Origin of the sequence: Streptomyces sp. NPDC097617, assembly GCF_044761485.1 — a bacterium.
Taxonomy (GTDB): domain Bacteria; phylum Actinomycetota; class Actinomycetes; order Streptomycetales; family Streptomycetaceae; genus Streptomyces.
Genome location: NZ_JBIWCL010000035.1, coordinates 1 through 22,482, shown reverse-complemented (window position 1 = coordinate 22,482; position 22,482 = coordinate 1). Strand labels below are relative to the sequence as shown.

At 70.4% G+C, this 22,482-nt stretch carries 21 protein-coding genes and 1 riboswitch; of the genes, 6 read left to right on the top strand and 15 right to left on the bottom strand.

The genetic code is table 11. From position 1 onward, the window contains the following. Positions 1-30 precede the first annotated feature (30 nt). Positions 31-459: an SRPBCC family protein gene (locus ACIQZO_RS36580; protein ID WP_403635142.1), complete on the top strand. Its 429-nt coding sequence runs from the start codon at positions 31-33 to the stop codon at positions 457-459. A gap of 104 nt (positions 460-563) precedes the next feature. Here the strand turns inward: ACIQZO_RS36580 and ACIQZO_RS36575 are convergent, their stop codons facing one another. After that, positions 564-1,184, bottom strand: coding sequence for a PadR family transcriptional regulator (locus ACIQZO_RS36575; RefSeq protein ID WP_403635140.1), 621 nt, complete (start codon positions 1,182-1,184; stop codon positions 564-566). 277 nt (positions 1,185-1,461) lie between these two features. Here ACIQZO_RS36575 and ACIQZO_RS36570 point away from each other — a divergent pair, with 277 nt between their 5' ends. Together ACIQZO_RS36570 and ACIQZO_RS36565 are read left to right on the top strand one after the other, a co-directional pair. Continuing rightward, entirely contained in the window at positions 1,462-2,031 is a 570-nt protein-coding gene (locus ACIQZO_RS36570) for a GNAT family N-acetyltransferase (protein ID WP_403635138.1), read from the top strand. A 612-nt stretch (positions 2,032-2,643) separates the two neighbouring features. After that, a complete protein-coding gene (locus ACIQZO_RS36565) occupies positions 2,644-3,495 on the top strand; it encodes a PhzF family phenazine biosynthesis protein (protein ID WP_403635135.1) in 852 nt (283 codons plus the stop codon). 34 nt (positions 3,496-3,529) lie between these two features. Here ACIQZO_RS36565 and ACIQZO_RS36560 read toward each other — a convergent pair whose 3' ends face one another. From ACIQZO_RS36560 to ACIQZO_RS36550, 3 genes are all read right to left on the bottom strand, one after another. Beyond that, positions 3,530-4,228 carry a hypothetical protein gene (locus ACIQZO_RS36560; RefSeq protein WP_403635133.1) on the bottom strand — a complete coding sequence of 233 codons (699 nt, stop codon included), beginning with the start codon at positions 4,226-4,228 and terminating at the stop codon, positions 3,530-3,532. Positions 4,229-4,320: 92 nt separating this feature from the next. After that, a complete protein-coding gene (locus ACIQZO_RS36555) occupies positions 4,321-5,160 on the bottom strand; it encodes a CPBP family intramembrane glutamic endopeptidase (protein ID WP_403635130.1) in 840 nt (279 codons plus the stop codon). A gap of 164 nt (positions 5,161-5,324) precedes the next feature. Continuing rightward, positions 5,325-6,857, bottom strand: a complete 1,533-nt coding sequence (locus ACIQZO_RS36550) for a glutamate-cysteine ligase family protein (RefSeq protein WP_403635128.1) — start codon at positions 6,855-6,857, stop codon at positions 5,325-5,327. 487 nt (positions 6,858-7,344) lie between these two features. On the opposite strand from ACIQZO_RS36550, the gene ACIQZO_RS36545 reads away from it, so the two are divergent. Both ACIQZO_RS36545 and ACIQZO_RS36540 read left to right on the top strand, forming a co-directional pair. After that, complete coding sequence (locus ACIQZO_RS36545) at positions 7,345-7,965, top strand: hypothetical protein (RefSeq protein WP_403635125.1); 621 nt, start codon at positions 7,345-7,347, stop codon at positions 7,963-7,965. 261 nt (positions 7,966-8,226) lie between these two features. Further along, positions 8,227-8,415: a DUF5999 family protein gene (locus tag ACIQZO_RS36540; RefSeq protein ID WP_030009772.1), complete on the top strand. Its 189-nt coding sequence runs from the start codon at positions 8,227-8,229 to the stop codon at positions 8,413-8,415. A gap of 79 nt (positions 8,416-8,494) precedes the next feature. On the opposite strand, the gene gcvP is transcribed toward ACIQZO_RS36540, so the two are convergent. Next, positions 8,495-11,389: an aminomethyl-transferring glycine dehydrogenase gene (gene gcvP / locus ACIQZO_RS36535; RefSeq protein WP_403635122.1), complete on the bottom strand. Its 2,895-nt coding sequence runs from the start codon at positions 11,387-11,389 to the stop codon at positions 8,495-8,497. A gap of 196 nt (positions 11,390-11,585) precedes the next feature. Further along, a riboswitch (glycine riboswitch) is annotated at positions 11,586-11,684 on the bottom strand. 112 nt (positions 11,685-11,796) lie between these two features. Here gcvP and ACIQZO_RS36530 point away from each other — a divergent pair. Then, the gene (locus ACIQZO_RS36530) at positions 11,797-12,162 is read left to right on the top strand and encodes a PRC-barrel domain-containing protein (protein ID WP_030388118.1); all 366 of its coding nucleotides are present in this window, start codon (positions 11,797-11,799) and stop codon (positions 12,160-12,162) included. A gap of 3 nt (positions 12,163-12,165) precedes the next feature. On the opposite strand, the gene ACIQZO_RS36525 is transcribed toward ACIQZO_RS36530, so the two are convergent. The 10 genes from ACIQZO_RS36525 to ACIQZO_RS36480 form a co-directional block, all read right to left on the bottom strand. Next, positions 12,166-13,647, bottom strand: a complete 1,482-nt coding sequence (locus ACIQZO_RS36525) for a DNA polymerase IV (RefSeq protein ID WP_403635119.1) — start codon at positions 13,645-13,647, stop codon at positions 12,166-12,168. A gap of 43 nt (positions 13,648-13,690) precedes the next feature. Further along, positions 13,691-14,329, bottom strand: coding sequence for a MerR family transcriptional regulator (locus ACIQZO_RS36520; RefSeq protein ID WP_403635116.1), 639 nt, complete (start codon positions 14,327-14,329; stop codon positions 13,691-13,693). 180 nt (positions 14,330-14,509) lie between these two features. Then, positions 14,510-14,983 carry a bifunctional nuclease family protein gene (locus ACIQZO_RS36515; protein ID WP_355412757.1) on the bottom strand — a complete coding sequence of 158 codons (474 nt, stop codon included), beginning with the start codon at positions 14,981-14,983 and terminating at the stop codon, positions 14,510-14,512. Between the two features lie 51 nt (positions 14,984-15,034). Beyond that, positions 15,035-15,808 (bottom strand): MerR family transcriptional regulator, encoded by a 774-nt coding sequence (locus ACIQZO_RS36510; RefSeq protein ID WP_403635111.1) that lies wholly within the window; start codon positions 15,806-15,808, stop codon positions 15,035-15,037. Between the two features lie 46 nt (positions 15,809-15,854). After that, positions 15,855-16,802 carry an FHA domain-containing protein gene (locus ACIQZO_RS36505; RefSeq protein WP_403635270.1) on the bottom strand — a complete coding sequence of 316 codons (948 nt, stop codon included), beginning with the start codon at positions 16,800-16,802 and terminating at the stop codon, positions 15,855-15,857. 85 nt (positions 16,803-16,887) lie between these two features. Beyond that, positions 16,888-17,772: a DUF881 domain-containing protein gene (locus tag ACIQZO_RS36500; protein ID WP_403635108.1), complete on the bottom strand. Its 885-nt coding sequence runs from the start codon at positions 17,770-17,772 to the stop codon at positions 16,888-16,890. Positions 17,773-17,777: 5 nt separating this feature from the next. Continuing rightward, complete coding sequence (locus ACIQZO_RS36495) at positions 17,778-18,110, bottom strand: small basic family protein (protein ID WP_007262894.1); 333 nt, start codon at positions 18,108-18,110, stop codon at positions 17,778-17,780. Continuing rightward, positions 18,107-19,015: a DUF881 domain-containing protein gene (locus ACIQZO_RS36490; RefSeq protein ID WP_403635106.1), complete on the bottom strand. Its 909-nt coding sequence runs from the start codon at positions 19,013-19,015 to the stop codon at positions 18,107-18,109. The genes ACIQZO_RS36495 and ACIQZO_RS36490 overlap by 4 nt, the downstream gene beginning before the upstream one ends. Before the next feature lie 108 nt (positions 19,016-19,123). Further along, positions 19,124-21,619, bottom strand: a complete 2,496-nt coding sequence (locus ACIQZO_RS36485; RefSeq protein WP_403635103.1) for a sugar phosphate nucleotidyltransferase — start codon at positions 21,617-21,619, stop codon at positions 19,124-19,126. 100 nt (positions 21,620-21,719) lie between these two features. Continuing rightward, positions 21,720-22,310 (bottom strand): CDP-alcohol phosphatidyltransferase family protein, encoded by a 591-nt coding sequence (locus ACIQZO_RS36480; protein WP_403635100.1) that lies wholly within the window; start codon positions 22,308-22,310, stop codon positions 21,720-21,722. Positions 22,311-22,482: the final 172 nt, after the last annotated feature.

Here is a 22,482-nt window from a genome sequence, read left to right as displayed (position 1 = left end):
CGCACGTACCCGACGAGAAGGGGTGGTCGCATGGCAGAAGTCACCGCGGAATCACGCATCGAGGCGTCCGCCGCGCAGCTCTGGTCCCAGCTGACGGACTGGGACGCATACGGGCAGTGGAGCATGACCCACACGAACTTCCCGAAGGGCGGACCGGACTCTCTCGCGGTCGGGGCCACCTTCGCCGAGAACATGAAGATGATGGGCTTCCCGGCCGAGGTCCTCTGGACCGTCTCGGAACTGGAGGACGAGCGCCTCTTCGCCATCACCGGCAAGGGGCCGATGGGCGTGGCCGTCCTCACCCGGTACACCCTGACCCCGGACGGCGGGGCCACCACGGTCCGCATCGACGGGGAGTTCACCGGGGCCGCCGTCTCCCTGATGGCGGGCAAGCTCAAGGACTCGGCCACGGCCGCGCTCAACGAGTCGCTGCGCAAGCTGGCCGGCCTGGTCGTCTGACCCACGCGCCCCTCGCGTCACGCACATGACGCACGTCGTACGCGAAGGCGCGCCCCGCGAGAGGAACTCGCGGGGCGCGCCGCTGCATGCCGGGCCGGCCGGGCTCAGTGCTCGTCGGCCAGGATCAGGTAGAGCTTCTTACGGGCGTCGTTGATGACCCCGAGCGCCTTCTCGCGCTGCTCGGGCGAGCCGGTCTTGAAGACCTGCCCGAAGGCTTCCATCAGGCCGACACCGGCCGTCCGGACCTCCTGCATCGCCTCGAAGTCGAAGCCGCGCCCGGCATCCGCCCAGGGGGCGTCCGGACCCGATTCGGCCTCGGTGCGGCCGGCGTCGGTGAGCGTGAACAGGTTCTTGCCACCCTCGCTCGCGCTGGTGATGAGCCCCTCGTCCTCGAGCAGCTGCAGGGTCGGGTACACCGACCCCGGGCTGGGCTTCCAGGCCCCGCCGCTGCGCTCGCCGATCTCCTGGATCATCTCGTAACCGTGCATCGGCCGGTCGGCGAGCAGCGCCAGGATCGAGGCGCGCACATCGCCGCGCCGGGCCCGGCCCCGCGGTCCCCCGCGTCCGCCGCGGCCACCGAAGGGACCCCCGCCGAACGGCGGTCCGAACGGGCCGAAGGCGGCGCGCCGCCCCTCGAAACCCTCCCGACGATCGGGCCCGCAGTGGTCGTGGCCCCGTCCGTGGTCATGCCCGTGCTCGTGTCCGTGCTGTCCGTGTGAACGCATGACTGCGCTCCTTTCGTCACGTTGTCGTTGCTTCATCGGTTGTCCGATGTCTCTACTATCGGAGAAGACTCGCGATGTGTCAACGATATATCGGAACACGTCGCCGACAGTCGAGCGGCGAGGGGATGCGCGTTGACTTGTCTCAGCGAAACGGGGGCACGTCTCAGCGAAGGCGCGGCGACGACGGCTCGTCTCAGCGAAGCTGGGCCACTGCCGGGCAGTCGTGATGCGAAAATCAGTCCGCAACTTGATCCACATCCGCGTCCCGGAGGTCCGCATGGACGTCGCCTCGCTGCTGCCGTTGACCACGTCCCGGTTATCGCTGCGTCTGTTCACTCCCGGCGACGCCGACGACCTGTACGCCTACCAGAGCCTGCCGAGCGTGGCGCGCTACTTGTACCGGCCGGCGCACACGCGTGAGCGCAGCGAGCAGGTTGCCGCCGAGCGCGCGGCGCAGACGGCCTGGCGCGCCGACGGGGACAAGCTGGCGCTCGCTGTCCGCCGACGCGATGAGCCCGGCGTCCTTGGAGAGGTAAGCCTCACTCTGGCCGATGCCCACGCCGCCCAGGCCGAGATCGGCTGGACTCTCGACCCAGGTCACCAGGGACACGGCTACGCGACCGAGGCGGCCGCGGCGCTGGCCGGGTTTGCCTTCGACACGCTGGGGGTGCACCGGCTCTACGCACGGCTGGATGTGGAGAACACCGGGTCTGTGCGGGTCTGCGAGCGCCTCGGGATGCGCCGGGAGGCGCACCTGGTCGAGAACGACCTCGACGGGGATCGCTGGGGCAGCGAGTTCATCTACGCGGCGCTGTCCGCGGATCTTGGCAGTCGATCAGGCGCTTGAGCCCGACGCTGCCTCCTGTTCGTGATCTTCCATAGGGGAGAACCCTGGTATGTCCGGTGGGGATGTTGAGGCCGGGCGGGGGCGAGGATGCTCGACGTAATCGGGAGGCGACGTCGGCGACGGATGGGGAACGCTTCGCCAGGTGATCGTGATGCAGCCTGTCCTGGAGATGAACACCCCCGATGGCTTTGACCTCTGGCCTACCGACGCGCAGTCGTCGCCTTCTTTGGTGGGGTGGCGGACCTCGACGCGACGGACCCGGCCGACCACCTGTTGGCAGTCCGAGGCAGCAGCCCTGGCCCGGCTCGTAGAGCTCTCCCGGGGCCCGGTCGCCGCGGCCTGCATCGTCGTCGGGTACGAAGGCGATCCGCTCGACCCCCTGTTCAGCCCCGCCCCCGACCGCCCCCGACGGCCCCCGACCGACCGGCCCATCCGGGCCCGTACCGGGGTCGGATGTCGGGTCGGCGGGTGGTCCGCGGCCGGCGGGCCGACGTCGAGCGGTCGAGGTTCGGTGGGATCGGTCGAAGTTCATTGAGACGGGTCAGCGCGTACGGGCCAGTGACCCCGGATTGGCCTTTGTCGATGATCAAGGAATCGCCCTAACGTCGGGTCATGCGCATCCGAATCGTCGACGCCTTCACCGACCGCCCCTTCCACGGGAACCCTGCCGGAGTCCTGATCCTCGACAGCGCGTTCCCCCCGGACGCCTGGCTCCAGCAGGTCGCCTGCGAGATGAACCTCTCCGAGACCGCCTTCGCCCACCCCCTGCCGGCCGGCGGGGACGCCGACTGGGCGCTGCGCTGGTTCACCCCGGCCGCCGAGGTCGACATGTGCGGCCACGCCACGCTGGCCACCGCGCATGTACTGGCCGCCAGTGGGCTCGCCACCGGACTGATCCGTTTCTCCGCGCGCTGCGGCATCCTCACCGCCGAGACGACCGAGGACGGCACCATCACCATGGACTTCCCCACGTCCTCACTGACCCCGGTGCCGGCTCCGGCCGCTGTGGACCACGCGCTCGGCGGGCCGCCGATCCTCTCCGTGCACGACACCGCGGACCACATCGGCGACCTGGTCGTCGAGCTGGCCGACGAGAAGACCGTCCGCGAGCTGCAGCCGGACCACGCCGCCCTGCGCGCCTTCGCCCGGCGCGGGGTGATCGTCACCGCGCCCGCCGAGGATCCCTCACTCGGGTACGACTTCGTCTCCCGCGGCTTCTTCCCGGCCTTCGGGATCGACGAGGACCCGGTCACCGGCAGCGCCCACACCGCGCTCGCCCCGTTCTGGGCGGAGCGGCTGGGCCGTACCGAGCTGACCGGCCTCCAGGGCGGCGCGCGGCGCGGTCTCGTACGGGTGACTCTGGCGGGCGACCGCACCCTGCTGACCGGCCGGGCCGTCACCGTGGTCGACGGCGAGCTCCTCGCGTCCCTGCCCGTGGAGCCCGGAGCCGGACGGGCGCAGTGACCCAGGGGGACAGACGCGGGCCGACCCCGCCCGGTCAGCCCGCGGACCTCCCGTCGCCCTTCGTGCGCGCCCTCGCCTCCGCCTTCGCACGTGCCGCGCTCCGCCGGCCCTCCTCGTGCTCCACCCAGGCGGCCGAGTCGATCCGCTTGCGATAGACCTGCGCGGGCTCCGCCGCGCCCAGGTGCACCGTCCACACCCACAGGACGGCCGACACCACGAAGAACAGGCCCGCGAGCCCCAGATAGGTGGCGATTTCCTCGGACTCGGAGGCGCCGTCCTCGTGCATGAACCCGGGTACGCCGGCGATGAGTGCGTTCACCCACCAGGCGAGCGCCCCGTTGAACAGGACGAGAGAGATCCAGTAGCCGACCCGCATGCTCCTCGCCGGGCCGCTCAGTTGCCCCAGCAGCAGGAGCCGCCGCAGCGAGACCGGCCCCGTCCGGTGGCGCCCGCCCGTGTCCTGCTTGGCCCGGCGCACCGACGCGTAGCACTCATCCAGCCAGCGCCCCGGGTCCGGCGCCGGGGCGTCGGTCGGCGCCAGTTGCTTGGCCTGGATCCAGCCGGTGAGGAACTGGATTTCCAGCTGGGCCTTCTCCAGTCGCCTGCGGTAGTGATGGTCGCTGCTGCGCGCCTCACGGCGGTCCCGGACGAGAAGGCTGATCCCGCCCACCAGGCCGGTGACCACCGGCACGAAGAACGGCGCGAACGGCACCAGGGTGTCCATAACAGCCACAGCGCGCGCCTCCTCGCTCCCCCTTCAGCGTCGCACTGCCCCCGGCGTTCGCCACCGCCCGGCTGTGCCGATCGGGTGGCACCCGCTCCGGGTCAGGGCGTCGGCAGCCAGCCCACCTTGCCCGCGAGCAGGGCGTACCCGCCGAAGGCCACGATGTCGAGCAGCGCGTGGGCGACGACGAGCGGTGCCACCCGGCCCCAGCGCCGGTAGGCGAGGACGAAGACGACGCCCATGACCACGTTGCCGATGAAGCCGCCGATGCCCTGGTAGAGGTGGTAGGAGCCGCGCAGGATGGAGCTGGCCAGCAGCGCGCTCATCGGCGACCAGCCCAGCTGGTCGAGCCGCCGCAGCAGGTAGGCCAGCACGATGACCTCCTCCACCACGGAGTTCTGCAGCGCGGAGAGGATCAGTACGGGGAACTTCCACCACACGTCGGGCAGCGCCTCCGGCACCACCGTGAGATTGAATCCGGCGGCCCGTGCTCCCAGGTAGAAGGCCAGCCCGGCGCTGCCGATGCCCGCCGCGACGAGCGCGCCCCGGCCCAGGTCCCACCAGGGCCGGGTGCGGTCGAAGCCCAGCACCCGCAACCCGGGCGCACCCTCGCGGGTCAGCAGGTGCGCCACCAGCAGCACGGGCACCAGGGCACTCGCGATGCCGAACAGCTGCCAAGCGAGGTCCAGCCAGGGCCGCCCCGGCGCGTACGAGCCGTTGAGCGTGGCCGCCTGGTCCTTGAGGCCGCCCGGCTTGGTGAGCGAGCCGAGGAAGCTGATCAGCGCGGAGACCCCGCTCGCCCCCAGCGACAGCGCGAGGACGAGCAGTGTCTCGGTACGCAGGAGACCCCGTCGCCCGTCCTCGCCCAGTCCCACGAACACCGGCTCCGGCTCCGCCCGCACGCCCGACTCCGTCCTGCGATCCCATTGCGACCACCCCATACTGCCTCCTCGGGGAGCCGGGAGGATCACCGTGGGGGGCGTCACCGGGCAGCACAGGACGTCGCCGGACACGGCCGGGCACCCCGCCGGGCACCCCGCCGGGCACCCCGCCGGGCACCCCGCCGGGCACGCGGCGGGTGTCCGGCGGGGTGCTCCCGCGCGGATCAACGCACGACCGGCACCGGGGCGGCCACCTCCTCCGTCAGCCCCACCGGCCAGGTGTGCACGGGGTCGCCCTTGTGCATCAGCTCGGTGTACCTGCGGGTCGTCGCGGCCAGCGCCTCGTCGCGCTCCAGCCCGCCGGCGAGCGCCCGATGGTAGGTGTCCACCTGCCAGGTCGCCCCGTTGACCCGGCGCCGGCAGCGCTCCTCGATGATGCCGAGGTAGTGGTCCCGGTCCGCGGGCTCGATGCCCCAGGCGTCCAGCCCCGCCGCCGCCATCGGCAGCAGCTCGTCCAGGACCAGCCGCACGGCGGGCACGCTCGCCAGTCCCCCGGGCCGGCCCCGGCGCGGCCACCGCAGCCGCGCGTCGATCCCGTACCGGCAGGCCGCGTCGAAGTTCGCCTCCGCCTCGGCGAAGGGCAGCCGGGTCCACACCGGGCGCGGTTCGTCGGCGAGGGTGCGTACGAGCCCGTAGTAGAAGGCGGCGTTGGCGACGACGTCGGCGACCGTCGGCCCGGCCGGCAGCACCCGGTTCTCCACGCGCAGGTGCGGCACCCCGTCGGCGACCCCGTAGACGGGCCGGTTCCACCGGTAGACCGTGCCGTTGTGCAGGACCAGCTCCTGCAGGGCCGGTACCCCGCCCTCGGCGAGCACCCGCAGCGGCTCCTCCTCGTCGCATATCGGCAACAGGGCGGGGAAGTAGCGGACGTTCTCGGCGAAGAGCTCGTACGCCGAGTCCACCCACCGCTCCCCGAACCAGGTGCGCGGTCGTACTCCCTGCGCCTGGAGTTCGGGCGGCCGGGTGTCGGTGGCCTGTGTGAACAGCGGCGGCCGCGACTCCCGCCACAGCTCGCGCCCGAACAGGAAGGGCGAGTTGGCACCGACGGCTATCTGCGCGGCGGCCACCACCTGCGCCGCGTTCCACACCGCCGAGAACCGGGCCGGGGTCACCTGCAAGTGCAGCTGTACGGAGGTGCAGGCGGCCTCGGGCACGATCGACCCGGAGGTCCAGATCAGCCGTTCGACGCCGTCGATGTCGAGCGTGAAGTCCTCCCCGCGCATCATCAGGATCTGCTCGTTGAGCAGCGAGTAGCGGTCCACTGCCGAAAGGTTCGCGGTGACCAGGTCCGCGCGGGAGATCGTCGGCAGAATGCCGATCATCACCACTCCGGCGTCGATCTCCGCGGCCTGCCGGTGGGCATAGCCGAGCCCGGCGCTGAGTTCCTCGGCGAGCTGGTCGAATACCCGGCCGCCGAGCCGGTGCGGAAGGACGTTCACCTCCAGATTGAACATTCCCAGTTCGGTCTGGAAATCCGGGCTCGCAATGCGCTCCAGCACCTGGGCATTCACCATTCTCGGCAACCCGTCGGCACCCGCGAGATTCAGCTCGATCTCCAGTCCCATCATGTTCTTCGGGCGATCGAACCTCTTCTCCGCCAGGAGCCGCTCCAGTCCCTCCAGACACTCGTGGAGCTTCCTTCGATACCGCTGCCGATCGGACAGGTCGAATCCGCCTGCCACGACCTTCTCCCCCATCGAAGCGTCCCTCCTCGAGTGGGCCTGGCCCGTGACGCCCAGGCGCGCGTTACGGTCGATGATGCCCCGGCAGCATGATCCATAACGCGCCGGGGGCGTGCGTGGCGAGGAGCGCGCGCCGGTTTGGCCGAAGGGCGCTTCGGCACATTCACCTGGCAAGTCGCTTCATGCAAATTCCGCTCCGACTTTGCCTTGTTCGGATAACCGACGCTTTCCAGCCGAGCCCCCGTCCGGTAACCTCCGAGGTCAGCGCGACATGTTCGCGCACATCCGGCATGAACGCCATGTCAGCGGGTCCGGTAGTCGCCTTGTCGGCAATAGGCGGGACAGCTAGCCGAAACACTGCGTGAACACATGTCGTATAAACTCCGCAAACGAGGCAGAGAGTTGGCGCGCGGCCATTGCCCCTCGGCCCCCCTCTGGCCCCAGAATGCGAGTCCGCACCTGCCCCCGTTCCACCGGTCTCCCAAGTGAGAGGCGACCCACCATGCCGCTGCATGTCCCTCCGGCTCCCGCGCCCGCCCTGCGCAGCGTCCTCGCGGCACTCGGTTCCCCCACCGCCGTCCACGAGGCGCACACCCCGGCCCTGCGCGCGATCCAGGGGCCGCTGACCGCCGAACTCCCCCTGCCGGTGCACGTCCTCGACCGGCTGGGCATGTCCAACCTCGCGGCCGGCGGCAGGCCGCCCCGCACGCGGCTCACCGGCTGGCGGTTCCTGATCCGCAGCGGGGACCGCTACGTCGCGGCGGCCGATACCCGGCTGACCCCCGACGGCTGGGTCTTCTCCCATTTCTTCGAAGGACCCTACGTCGCCGCCACCGAACGCGCCCTGCGCCAGGCGGAGTCCCTCACCACCGGCTACCAGCCGCGCCTGCTGTCGGTGCCGGAGCTCTACATGCTGACCCTGTGGCTGCACGGGGCGGTGGGCGCGAACGCCGCCGCCGGGCTGCCGGCCGGCGAGGACCTGCTGGTGCCGCTCGCCCCGGCCCCGCCCGGCATCGCCCCGTACCGACCGCATCCGGTCTCCGAGCTGCTGCCCGTACTGACCCGCCGGCTGACCCCGGCGACGGCGCCGACCCCTCCCACCCTGGCGGCGCCTGCGGCCTGACCCGAATCACCCATTCGGCCTAGTCCGCCCGGGCCACTCGCGAACCATCCGAAATGACAGGGGAGTTGGCCTGAACCGCCCGCACGAGTGATGCGTCATCAATCTGTGAGGACAGCTGCCGGGAAATCCCTGCGAAGCGGCTGTCATGGGGGAACACTGATGACACGCTCCCCGCGGGTGCGGGGATGACCCAGGGGGACGGCCATGAACCACGCATCGAGCCGTAGCACACAGACCACACCGCAGCGAAAGAACGCATCCATGTGCCAGCACCAGCCAGCCTGCCCGTCAGCCGAATCCGCCGACCGGGAGGCAGCTCGCCCGGTGGCCAACCACCCGGAGCAGGGCTGGAGCCTGCTGTGCAATGGCGTCCTGCTCTTCGAGGACACCGGCGAACTCCTGCCGGACGGCCAGATCATCGCCCCGCACCGACCGCTCGCGGCGGCGTAGCGATCGGGCGGCCGGCCGACGCGGCAACGACGAAGGGGCCGGTCCGGGAGAAATCTCCCGGACCGGCCCCTTGTTCATGTCAGGCGTCGTACTCGTCCAGCGGCGGGCAGGAACACACCAGGTTCCGGTCGCCGAACGCACCGTCGATGCGGCGCACCGGCGGCCAGTACTTCTCGGCGGCCGTGACCCCGGCCGGGAAGACGGCCTCGTCGCGGGTGTACGCGTGGTTCCACTCGCCGCCCAGCGCCGCCGCGGTGTGCGGGGAGTTCGCGAGCGGGTTGTCGTCCGCCGGCCACTCGCCGCCCGCGACCCGCTCGATCTCGCCGCGGATGGCGATCATCGCGTCGCAGAAGCGGTCGATCTCGGCGAGGTCCTCGGACTCCGTCGGCTCGATCATCAGCGTGCCGGCGACCGGGAAGGACATGGTCGGCGCGTGGAAGCCGTAGTCGATCAGACGCTTGGCGATGTCGTCGACGCTCACGCCCGTGGACTTCGACAGCGGCCGCAGGTCGATGATGCATTCGTGAGCGACCAGGTTGCCCGGGCCGGTGTAGAGCACCGGGTAGTGCGGCTCCAGGCGCTTGGCGATGTAGTTGGCGCCGAGCACGGCCACCTGGGTGGCGCGCTTGAGGCCTTCGCCGCCCATCAGGCGCACGTACGACCAGGAGATGGGCAGGATGCCCGCCGAGCCCCACGGAGCGGCCGAGATCGGACCGACGCCCGTCGCCGGGCCGGCGGCCGGCTGGAGCGGGTGGTTCGGCAGGTACGGGGCCAGGTGCTCCCGGACACCGACCGGGCCGACGCCCGGACCGCCGCCGCCGTGCGGGATGCAGAAGGTCTTGTGCAGGTTCAGGTGCGAGACGTCGCCGCCGAAGTGACCCGGCTTGGCGAGGCCCACCAGGGCGTTCAGGTTGGCGCCGTCGACGTAGACCTGGCCGCCGGCCTCGTGCACCTGGGCGCAGATGTCGGCGACGTGCTCCTCGAACACACCGTGCGTGGAGGGGTACGTGATCATGAGCACGGCGAGCTCGTCGCGGTGCTGCTCGATCTTGGCGCGCAGGTCGGCCGCGTCCACCTCGCCGTCGTCGGCGGTCTTGACGACGACGACCTTCATACCGGCCATCACGGCGCTCGCGGCGTTGGTGCCGTGCGCGGAGGACGGGATCAGGCAGACGGTGCGCTGCTCGTCGCCATGGGCGCGGTGGTAGGCGCGGACGGCCAGCAGGCCGGCGAGCTCGCCCTGGGAGCCGGCGTTGGGCTGGATGGAGACCTTGTCGTAGCCGGTCACCTCGCAGAGACGTTCCTCCAGCTCGGTGATGAGCGTGAGGTAGCCCTCGGCCTGCTCCACTGGGGCGAAGGGGTGCAGCTGACCGAACTCGGGCCAGGTCACCGGCTCCATCTCGGTCGTCGCGTTGAGCTTCATGGTGCAGGAGCCCAGCGGGATCATGCCGCGGTCCAGCGCGTAGTCCTTGTCCGAGAGCTTGCGCAGGTAGCGCAGCATCGCGGTCTCGGAGCGGTGCTGGTGGAAGACCGGGTGCGTCAGGTACGCGTCCGAGCGCAGCAGGCCCTCGGGCAGCGTGTCGGCGGCGGTCGCGTCGAGGGCCGTAATGTCTGCGGCGTCCCCGCTCACGCCGAAGGCGGCCCAGACGGCCTCGATGTCGGCGCGCAGGGTGGTCTCGTCGCAGGCGACGGAGACGAGGTCGGCGTCCACCTGGAACAGGTTGACCCCGCCCTCGCGGGCGGCGGCGACGACCTCGGCCGCGCGGCCCGGGACGCGGGCGGTGATCGTGTCGAAGTACGAGCCGTGCACGATCTCGACCCCGCCGGCCGTCAGGCCCGCGGCGAGCAGGACGGCGTAGCGGTGGGTGCGGCTCGCGATCGTCCGCAGGCCGTCCGGGCCGTGGTAGACGGCGTACATGCCGGCCATGACGGCGAGCAGCACCTGTGCGGTACAGATGTTGCTGGTGGCCTTCTCGCGGCGGATGTGCTGCTCACGGGTCTGCAGCGCCAGGCGGTACGCCTTGTTGCCGTCCGCGTCCACGGAGACGCCGACGAGGCGGCCGGGCAGCGAGCGGGCGTGCTTGTCCTGGACGGCCATGTAGCCGGCGTGCGGTCCGCCGAAGCCCATCGGGACGCCGAAGCGCTGGGTGGTGCCGACGGCGATGTCCGCGCCCAGGGCGCCCGGGGAGGTCAGCAGGGTCAGGGCGAGCAGGTCCGCGGAGACGGCGACGATCGCGCCGAGGCCGTGCGCCTGGTCGATGACCGGCTTGATGTCCCGTACGGCACCGGAGGCGCCCGGGTACTGGACCAGCACGCCGTAGACGCCGCGCTGGGCGACCTCGGCCGGGATGCCGTCGGACAGGTCGGCGACGACGATCTCGATGCCGATCGGCTCGGCGCGGGTCTCGATGACGGCGATGGTCTGCGGCAGGGCGTCGGCGTCGACCAGGAAGATGTTGCCCTTGGCCTTGCCCACGCGGCGGGCCAGCGTCATGGCCTCGGCGGCCGCGGTGCCCTCGTCGAGCAGCGAGGCGCCCGAGGTCGGCAGCCCGGTCAGGTCGGCGACGACCGTCTGGAAGTTCAGGAGCGCTTCCAGGCGGCCCTGCGAGATCTCCGGCTGGTACGGCGTGTACGCCGTGTACCAGGCCGGGTTCTCCATGACGTTGCGCAGGATCACCGGCGGCGTGAAGGTGCCGTAGTAGCCGAGGCCGATCATCGGGGAGAGGACCTGGTTGCGGTCGGCGAGCGAGCGCAGCTCGGCCAGTACCTCGGCCTCGGTGCGCGCCTCGGGCAGGTTGAGGCCCTCGGCGGTCTTGATCACATCCGGGACCGCGGCAGCGGTCAGTTCGTCCAGGGAGCCGTAGCCCACCTGGGCGAGCATCTTCGCCTGCGCCTCGGCATCCGGGCCGATGTGGCGCTGTTCGAAGGGGATGCCTCGCTCCAGCTGGGAGAGCGGAATGCGGTTGGCGGTCATGTACGGAGGCCTCCTGGTCGTATGACCTGCGAGGGGCACCACGGCGCGGGCACCCGGACGGCCTCCCCCTCTGTCATCTGCACCTGAGAGTTTCACCGGAGTCGCGGGGGTCGCCCGAGCTCTCCGGCTTTCACCGTCGGTGAGGAGTGGGACCGGCACTGCGCACCCGGTACCCGCTCCTGCTTTCCAGAGTGGCCTCGTCCGTGCGGTACGTATGCCTGAGAGATTCCGGGGAGGATTTGCTCCTTCGGCGCCTCCGTCTCGTTCACTCGGAGGACTCTCCCGCACAGGGTCGACAGCCGTTCACCAGCGTACCAGCGAGGTTCCGGCCCCTCCTCGAGTGGCCTCTGCTGCGGATATGCACTTCTGTAGTCATTACGGAGCAGTTGCGACCTTTTGGAGGGACCGTGCAGACCGACATCGATCCGCGCAGCCTGATCGGCCGCAAGGCGTTCGACCGCAATGGCACCAAGATCGGCACCATCGACGAGGTCTACCTCGACGATGCCACAGGTGTGCCCGAATGGGCCGCGGTCCGCACAGGGCTCTTCAGCCGGGACGCCTTCGTCCCGCTGGAACCGAGCGAGCTGGTCGGCGACACCCTCCGGGTGCCCTTCGAACGCGCTCTCATCAGGGACGCCCCGGATTTCGGCGTCGGCCGCCACCTCTCCCCCGAACAGGAGCTGCAGCTCTACCACCACTACGGCCTGGACACGACCCTCCCGTCGGACTTCCACCGCGACTTCGGCCACCTGGCGGGCGACGAGAGCTAGGGCCTACGGCCCCTCCCCCACCAGCGGCAGCGGATCGGACGGCTCCAGTTCGGGGTCGTCCACCCGGAAGGTCCGCACCCGGCCGGGCTCCGATCCGGGCTGCTCGAACCGTACGGTCACCCGCCCGACCCCGCTGCCCTGTACCCATCCGGGCCCGTACACGGCATGCCGTACGTCGCTCCCTGCCGTCCAGCGCCGCTCGGGCGACGGCTCCGGCTCCCCAGGCGTCTCCAAGGCCTCATGGGCCCCGGTGGTGCCCTCGGCCCCCGCCTCGGGGGTACCGGCCGCCACGGCTTCCGCTCCGGACCCGGCCGCACCCTCCGCCGCGTCCGCCCCGGCCGCACCCTCCGCCCCGTCCGCCCTGTCCGCCCCGTCCGCACCCTCCGCCCTGTCCGCCCCGTCCGGCTCAGCGGCGAGCGACTGCGCGAACAGGTCCTCCTGCGTGTAGTCCGCGAGCCCCGTCACCCCGACCCCCAGCAGCCGCACGCCACCCGTGGTATCCACACCCTCCAGGAGCCGCGCCGCGGCCTCCCGCACCACCGCCGGGTCGTCCGTGGGCCCGCGCAGCGTCTCGGACCGCGTCAGCGTGGAGAAGTCGTACCGCCTCACCTTGAGCACGATCGTGCGCCCCGAGTGCCCGGAGCCCCGCAGCCGCCGCACACACCGGTCGGCGAGCCGCTGCACCTCGCCGCGGATCCGTACCCGGTCGTGCAGGTCCACGTCGAAGGTGTCCTCGACCGACACCGACTTCGCGTCCCGCTCCGCGACCACCGGCCGGTCGTCCAGCCCCAGCGCCATCCGGTACAGCCCGGCACCGGCCGAGCGGCCGACCATCCGGACGAGCTCGTCCTCCCCGGCCTCCACCAGCTCCCCCACCAGGGTGATCCCGGCCCGGCGCAGGTGCTCGCCCGTGGCCGGCCCCACCCCGGGCAGGGTCCGTACGGACATCGGTGCGAGCAGCTCTCGCTCCGTCCCCGGCTCGATCAGTAGCAGCCCGGCCGGCTTGGCCTCCTCGGAGGCAACCTTGGCCAGCATCTTCGACCCGGCCAACCCCACCGACCCGCTGAGCCCCGTGGCGGCCCGGATATCGGCCCGCAGCCGCTCCCCCGTCTCCCGGGCGGTCCGCGCGTCGAAGGCGACTCCGCCCGCCTCCAGGTCCACGAAGGCTTCGTCCAGGCTCAGCGGCTCCACCAGCGGCGACAGCTCCCGCAGCATGGCCATCACGACATCGCTGACCTGCCGGTAGAGGCTGAAGCGAGGAATGAGGCACGCGCCGTTCGGGCACAGCCGCCTCGCCTGACCCATCGGCATCGCCGAGTGCACACCGAATCGCCTCGCCTCGTACGAGGCGGTGGCGACGACCCCGCGCGGTCCGAGCCCCCCGACGATGACGGCCTTCCCCCGCAGGCTCGGCTTCGACGCCTGCTCGACGGAGGCGTAGAAGGCATCCATGTCCAGATGCAGGATGGTCGGCGCGGCTCTCACAGCCCGATGTTGCCCTACGCCACTGACAACGCTCGGGCTCGGCTCAGACGGCCCGGTTGCGGCGGGCGGCGAGCTCGTCCGTCGGGTTGTGCCGCACCAGGGTCTCCCCGGTGTCCACACGCTCGCCGTGCAGCTGGGCCAGCGCGCTCTCGACGTCGCGCCAGACCACGCCCACGGCGATGCCGAAGACGCCCTGCCCGCCCTGGAGCAGGCTGACGACCTGATCCGGCGAGGTGCACTCGTACACGGTGGCGCCGTCGCTCATCAGCGTCATCCGTTCGAGGTCCGAGAGCTCGCGGTCCTGCAGGTGCTGCACCGCCGTGCGGATGTTCTGCAGCGCCACACCGGTGTCCAGGAACCGCTTCACGATCTTGAGGACCACGACGTCGCGGAAGCTGTAGAGACGCTGCGCGCCCGATCCGTGCGCGGCCCGCACACTGGGCTCCACCAGCCCGGTGCGTGCCCAGTAGTCGAGCTGCCGGTACGTGATGCCGGCCGCGGCGCACGCCGTCGGCCCGCGGTATCCGATCTGCTCGGGCTCCGGGTCGCCGCCCACCGGTCCGACCGGTGTCGACTCCGGCTGACGGCGCGCGGTGCCGACCGCACCGCCGTGCAGCGGGTACGCCCGAGCCTCACTCCGTGCGGGGGTGCCCCCGGTCGTACCGTCGCCCGTGATCCTCACGCCGACCCTCCGTCCTTGACCTGCCCACCTTGAAGGTAGGCAGTCACCAGGGGTGCGTCAACGATCGCCACACTCGGCACGCCGAGTGATAATCACCCTGAGAGTGGTTTCCCGTATCCCTTTGCGGGGAAAGGCTAGTCGAATGGGCTCAGGTTCCCCGAGGACGACGCGGCCAGGACCTCACTGCGGGCCGGTGCCGAAGTCCTCCGGCGAGATCTGGTCGAGGAACTCGCGGAACTTCTCCACCTCGTCCTCCTGCTCGTCCGGAATGGCGATTCCGGCGTCGTTCAGCACGCCGTCACTGCCGTAGATCGGCGTCCCCGTCCGCAGGGCGAGGGCTATGGCGTCCGAAGGCCGCGCACTCACCTCGACCCCGCTGGCGAAGACGAGCTCCGCGTAGAAGACGCCCTCCCGCAGATCCGTGATGCGGACCTCGGTGAGCTCCTCGCCGATCGCCTCCAGCACGTCCTTGAACAGGTCGTGCGTCAGCGGTCGGGCAGGGGCCATCCCCTGCTGCGCGAAGGCAATGGCGGTCGCCTCCCCTGGACCGATCCAGATGGGGAGGTACCGATCGCCTCCCACTTCACGCAGGAGCACGATCGGTTGGTTGGAGGGCATTTCCACCCGGACACCCACAACGTCGAGCTCGTTCACACAGCAACCCTAGGACCTGCTCGGCAGGTTTGGGTAGTCGGGCCCCCCACCTCAGGGCAGCCGGACCCCGAGAGCGGTCTGTACGAGCGCCTCGTGGAGCCTTACGGAAAGCCCCGCGAGCTCCTTCAGCGTGGCCTCCGCATGAGCCCTGGTCTGCGGGTTGCGGTGCCTGCGCAGCGGTGCCACGACCTGCTCGACCAGACCCGCCTCGCGGTCCGCCGCCGCCTTCATCGCCCGCAGGTGCCGCGGCTCCAGCCCGAAACGCCCCAGGTCGGCCACCAAGCGGGCCACCGTGACGGCCTCTGCGTCGAATCCGCCGTCCGCGCCCTCCCCGAGCAGCCCGTACGACTCCCACTCGACCAGCTGTACCTCGTCCACACCGGCGGCTTCGAGCAGCTCGGCGCGCCCCACCCGGGCCACGGTGGGCCGCTCGCGCCCCACTTCGCCGTAGACGGCCGCCGGCCCGGCGGGATCGGTGGAGTCCCCGTGCGCCGTGGGCCCCGGGATGCGGATCTGCTCACCGCGCGCGAGCGCGTCGAGCTGCTCCCGGATGACCTTCAGCGGCAGGTAGTGATCACGCTGGAGGCGCAGGATGCGGGCGAGGCGCTCCACGTCGTCGGTGCTGAACTTGCGGTATCCCGAAGGCGTGCGCCGCGGCTCGACGAGCCCCTCCGCCTCGAGGAAGCGGATCTTCGAGATGGTCACTTCGGGGAACTCGTCACGCAGCGTGGCGAGCACCGTGCCGATGCTCACCAGCCGCCCTGCCTGACCGGCGCTGCCGGCGGCGCCGTTTCGCGGAGCGCCGCCGGTCGGGGTACGCAGCATGGAACCTTCCCTCTGGGGGTAGCCCCGGACGGAGTCCGGAGGAGGGTCAGATGCCCCGCAGGCTCGCGTAGAAGACCAGCCGGTACTTGCCGATCTGCACCTCGTCGCCGTTGTTCAGGGCCACGGAGTCGATCGGTTCACGGTTCACGTACGTGCCGTTGAGGCTGCCGACATCGCCGACGGTGAAACCGCCGTCCTGACTCCTGCGGAATTCGACATGGCGCCGGGAGACGGTGACGTCGTCCAGGAAGATGTCGCTCTGCGGGTGGCGGCCGGCCGTGGTCAGCTCGCCGTCCAGCAGGAAACGGCTCCCGGAGTTGGGACCGCGCCGCACGATGAGCAGAGCGGAACCGGGGGGCAGCGCCTCCACCGCGGCCTGGGCCTCGGGGGACAGCGACGAGGACGACACGTGCGGCTGTCCCGACACCTCGGCCTCGTAGGCCTCCAGGCCCGAGATCGAGATGGTGGACGTGGTCTCCGAGGCGCGCTCCGGCGTCAGACCCGCCCGCAGCGGCGCGCCGCAGTTGGAGCAGAACCGACTGGCCGCATCGCTGCGGTGTCCGCACCTGCTGCAAATCTGCTCGGCCGACATGGACGGCTCCTCGCGCCGCGGCTGACCCGCGGATGCATTGGTGGCATACGGGTCGGGGGCAAACCCTCCACCCGCACTTGAGGTTGATGGTTCACCGAAACCTATGCGTCCGGTACCGGCAGGGTCAACAGCCGACGCGCCGGGGGCACCCGGAACATCGCCCGGACCTGCGACCTCGTCGCGGAAGAGCGGCCGGTCGCCCTGTCCTTCCACGTCCCCGTGCCCGGCGCGGTGCCGTGCCGCGCCGCCTTCCTCGCGGTTCTTCTTGCCGAACAACTTCTCAAACAACTTCACGGGCGATTCCCCTTGACCGAAATAGACCCGCCCGTGGGGCAGGACGAACTCCGAATGCCGACACCTGCCGACCCGGACATTCTCACAACGTCCGTAACCACCAGACAGTTTCCACCACGCACCGCGACTTCGGTGCGTCGACCCCCCGCAGGCATCCACCCGCGTGAGCCGCTCCACTCTTCACCGCTCATCATCACGATGACGACCGAGCGTAGTCAGGCTGCTTCGCAGCCCGCAAGGCATCCACAACGATCTTCGCCGACCGTGTGACGGCGACGGTGGCCTGCTCCTTCTCCAGCGTCTGGACGACTCCGCCGGGAATGTTCAGCGCGGGCTCCAGATCCTGCGGCTTGCCGATCACCCTGAACTCATAGGGCTGTGTGATCTTCTTACCGTCGATGGCGACCCCGCCGTTCTCGTCCGAGAAGTACGAGCCGGCCACGATGCGCACCCCGTTGATCTGGATCGCCTCGGCCCCGGCCGCCCGCAGCTCCTGAAGGGTGTCCAGCAGCTGGTCGGACTCCACCTGGCCCGTGGGATCCGCGATCTTCAGAGTGATCCCCGGCCCCTGCGCTGCCACGGTACCGGCCAGGATGCCGAGTTGGCGCTCCTTCTCCACGGTCTGCTTGCGGGCCTCCTCGGCCTGGTTGGAGCTGCTCTCCAGCTCCCGGCGCTGGTCCTCCAGCCGCTGCTTCTCGTCCTCCAGGCGCTTGGTCCGCCCGTCGAGCTCGTCGAGGATCCGTACGAGGTCCTCCTGACGGGCCCCGCGCAGCGCGCTGGAGTCGCTGTTGGACCGGACCTGGATCGCCAGACCGAGGCCCAGGACGAACAGCAGCAACGCGACGATCAGTTGGGCGCGGCTCACCCGCAGCGGCCACAGCCCCGCCGCCAGCCGCTGCCGGCCGGTCTCCTCGGGCTGCGCCGGCGGCGCGTCCTTCGGGGCCTCCACGGGCTCCGGCGCAGGCGGGGGCGCAGGGGACTGCCGGGGCTCGGGGGACTGCGGCGGCTGTGCGGGCTGCGAGGGCTGCGGCGACGCGCCCGCCGCTCCCGGCTCCTCGGGGCTGTCGTTCGTACTCATCGGCCTCACGCCCGGAACACGTGCCGGCGGATGGCCGCGGCGTTGGAGAAGATGCGGATGCCGAGGACGACGACCACACCCGTGGAGAGCTGCGAGCCGACCCCGAGCTTGTCGCCGAGGAAGACGATCAGCGCGGCCACGACCACGTTCGACAGGAACGACACCACGAAGACCTTGTCCACGAAGATGCCGTCCAGCATCGCGCGGAGACCGCCGAACACCGCGTCCAGCGCCGCCACCACGGCGATCGGCAGATAAGGCTCCACCACGGCCGGTACTTCGGGCCGGACCAGAAGTCCGACCACCACTCCGGCCAAGAGGCCCAGTACCGCGATCACGATGCACCCTTCTGCTGCTCTGCTGGTGTAGCTGTACGTACGGTCAGGCTCGACGCTGCCGGCAACCGCAGGTCGTCGGCCGGGGACAGGCTGTAACGGATTCCGTAGCTCTCCTGCAGCACGTGCAGGTACTGTCCGTCCGCCGAGTCCTGGAAGGCCGTCCCGAGCCGCTTCTTGTCCCCCACCGCCAGCACCTCGTACGGCGGCACCAGCGGCCTGTTGTCGACCAGTATCGCGTCACCCGCGGCCCTGATCGCCGACAGTTCCGTCAGCCGCTGGCCGTTGATGGAGATCGCTTCCGCCCCGGACTGCCACAGCCCGTTGACGATCTTCTGCATGTCACGGTCACGCAGTCGTCCGGTGTCCGAGAAGCCGGAGCTCTCACGCGGCTTTCCGCCGCCGCCCGAGGACGCGCCCTTCGCGTCGTCCACCACCAGCTTGACCCCGGGCCCGCGGACCTCCGTGGCACCCGCCAGCAGCGCCACGAGCTCGCCCTGGCCACCGCCGGGCTGCTTCAGCGCCGCACGCTGGCGCGCCGCCACGTCGGTCCGCAGCCGGTCGATGTCACGCTCCAGGCCGTGCGTGCGGTCGTCGGCCCGCTCCACCCGGTCGATCAGTTCCTGACGCTCCTTGGCCAGCACCGGAGCGGCTATCCGCGCTTCGGCCGCGCCGAGCGTGACGACCATGGCGGTGACGACGAGCCCGGCCGCGAGCCCCAGTTTGGCCTTGAGGGTGCGCGGCAGACCCGCCTTGCCCTCTGCCTCGCGCCGGGCCGAGGCCTCCGCGTAGCCCTCGTCGAGACTGTGGTCCATCACGTGCGTCAGCAGCGACATGGAAGCGTCCGGGCGCGCGGGCGCCGGAGACGCCGGAGTCCGGTTGTGGGGCGGCTGCGACATGCCGCACATCGTCGCATGTCGGCACCGCACACACCCAATGCGTCCATCCGGTGGGCCGGGACCGTGCTACCGCCCCGGCCCACCGGACTTCCGCCCTACATCATCGCCCGCCGGGGGTCACTGCCCGGCGCTGTCCACCACGGCCGCCCATTCGTCGAGCAGCGCCTGCGCGGAGGCGTCGTCGGGGCCCTCCGCCCACAGGTGCGTGACCGCTTCCGCCGGATCCGGCAGGACCAGCGCCCACCGTCCGTCGGCCTCGACCACGCGCACCCCGTCGGTGGTGTCCACCTGCCGGTCGCCGGCCACCTCCACGACCCGCCGCATGACGAGCCCCTTCACCGCCCACGGCGTCGGAACGTCCCGACGCAGGACATGGGCCCGCGGAATCCGGGCGTCGATCTGGCTCAGCGTGAGCTGCGTGCGCGCCACCAGGCCGAGCAGCTGCACGAAGGCGGCCGACCCGTCGAAGACGCTACTGAACTCCGGAACGATGAAACCGCCCCGGCCGTCCCCGCCGAAGATGGTGTTCTCCGCCCGCCCCACGCGGGTCAGGTCGTCGGGCGACGTCGTCGTCCACTCCACCTGCGTACCGTGGTAGGCGGCGACCTGCTCGGCCACCCTTGTCGTGGTCACCGGCAGCGCCACCTTGCCGCTGCGCTTCTCCGCGGCCACCAGGTCGAGCAGCACCAGCAGCGCCCGGTCGTCCTCGATGATCCGCCCGCGCTCGTCCACGAGGGAGATGCGCTCGCCCACCGGGTCGAACCGCACCCCGAAGGCAGCCCGCGCCGAGGCCACCATCTCACCGAGCCGTACCAGCCCGGCCCGCCGGGACTCCCTGGTCTCCGTCGGCCGGGACTCGTCCAGTCCGGGATTGATCGTCAGGGCGTCCACACCGAGCCTGCCCAGCAGGCTGGGCAGGACGAGCCCGGCGCTTCCGTTGGAAGCGTCCACGACCACCTTGAGCCCGGCATCGCCGATGCCGGTGGTGTCGACCCGACGCAGCAGCGAGCCCGTATAGGCGTCGAAGACACTGCCCGGGAACTGCAGGTCACCGATCTCTCCGGGAAACGCACGCCGGTACTCCTGGCGCGCGTACACCCGGTCCAGCTTGCGCTGCCCCTGGAGCGAGAGGTCCGCCCCCCGCTCGTCGAGGAACATGATGTCCACGGAGTCCGGGACACCCGGCGAGGTCCGCAGCACGATCCCTCCCGCGCTGCCGCGCGCGGTCTGCTGCCGCGCCACCGGCAGCGGTACGTTCTCCAGGTCCCGTACGTTGATCGCGCTGGCCTGGAGCGCGGAGATCACGGCCCGCTTGAGCGCTCTCGCGCCACGGGAGTGGTCACGGGCCGTCGTGACGATCGCTCCCTTCTTCAGGGTCGTCGCGTACGCACCGGCGAGCCGGACCACCACCTCGGGAGTGATCTCCACGTTCAGGATCCCGGAGACTCCCCGCGCGCCGAAAAGGTGCGCCTGCCCGCGGGACTCCCAGATCACCGATGTGTTGACGAAGGCTCCGGCCTCGATCGTCTTGAAGGGGTAGACCCGTACGTTCCCCTGAACGATCGATTCCTCACCGACCAGACACTCGTCACCGATGACGGCCCCGTCCTCGATCCGCGCGGCGCGCATGATGTCGGTGTTCTTGCCGATGACGCAGCCGCGGAGATTGCTGTGGGGCCCGATGTAGACGTTGTCGTGGACGACGGCCCGGTGCAGGAAGGCCCCGCCCTTGACGACCACGTTCGACCCGATGACGGTGTGCTCCCGGATCTCGACGCCGGCTTCGATCTTGGCGTAGTCGCCGATGTACAGCGGCCCGCGCAGCACCGCGTCGGGGCTCACCTCGGCCCCTTCGGCGATCCACACCCCGGGGGAGATCTCGAAGCCGTCCATCTCGATCTGGACCTTGCCCTCGAGCACGTCGGCCTGCGCCTTGACGTAGCTCTCGTGCGTGCCCACGTCCTCCCAGTAGCCCTCGGCCACGTAGCCGTAGATGGGCTGGCCTTCCTTCATCAGCTGGGGAAAGACGTCACCGGACCAGTCGACGGAGACATCCGGGTCCACGTAATTGAAGACCTCGGGCTCCATGACGTAGATACCGGTGTTGACGGTGTCCGAGAACACCTGTCCCCAGGTCGGCTTCTCCAGGAAGCGCTCGACCTTTCCTTCCTCGTCCACGATCGTGATGCCGAATTCCAGCGGGTTCGGCACCCGGGTCAGGCACACCGTGACCAGTGCGCCCTTCTCCTTGTGGAAGCGGATCAGATCGGTGAGGTCGAAGTCGGTGAGCGCATCGCCGGAAATGACGACGAAGGCATCGTCCTTCAGGGCCTCCTCGGCATTCTTCACACTGCCGGCGGTGCCGAGTGGCTTCTCCTCGTGGGCATAGGTGAGCTCCATTCCGAGCTCTTCGCCATCCCCGAAATAGTTCTTGACGAGTGACGCCAGGAACTGCACGGTGACCACGGTCTCACTGAGCCCATGCCGCTTGAGCAGCCTGAGCACATGCTCCATGATCGGCCGGTTGGCCACCGGCAGGAGCGGCTTGGGCATGCTCGAGGTCATGGGGCGAAGGCGCGTGCCCTCGCCGCCGGCCATCACGACGGCCTTCATGTCGGAAGAGTCCTCCTTGGGAGACGACAGTCGTACCGACCCTCGCCCGTCTCGGTCGGTGACTCCGCAACTCCTCCGCGTCATCCGGCGCCGGGCGGGCTCAATCGGTGGTGGTGTCTGCCTTCACCAGACGGCGGACTTGAACCACGTAAAGGATTCCTGCCCACCAGTAGAGGGTTGTACCCCATACAGCGAACGCCCATCCGAAAACTGCCGCCAACCAGGCCAACCAGCCGCTTCCGTCACTGAGCAGCAGCAAGGGAAACGCGTACATCAGGTTGAAGGTCGCCGCCTTGCCGAGGAAGTTGACCTGCGGCGGCGGATATCCGTGTCTGCGCAGGATCCACACCATGATCAGCAGCATCAGCTCGCGCGCGATCAGCGCGCCGGTGAGCCACAGCGGCAGGATCTCGCGATAAGTCAGACCGAAGAGCGTCGACAGGATGTAGAGGCGGTCCGCGGCGGGATCCAGCAGCCTGCCGAGCTTGCTGATCTGATTCCAGCGCCGCGCCAGCATCCCGTCGAGGTAGTCGCTGACCCCGCTGAGCATGAGGACGGCAAGGGCCCAGCCGTCGTGCTCCGCCAGGATCAGCCACAAGAACAGGGGCACGCCGGCCAGGCGAGCCATGCTCAGGATGTTCGGAATGGTGAAAATTCGGTCAGTCTGAACCCGAGTCTCCTGGACCTCCACCCGGGGGCCTCCACTGTGACTGTAGAAATGGTCGTTCGATGCCCCCTGACCCTACAGGAGACCGCACACGTGTCCCGAACGCAGAAAAGCCCCGCACCGAGCCCATAAGGGCTGGTGCGGGGCTTCCGCAATAATTGTTCGGCGGCGTCCTACTCTCCCACAGGGTCCCCCC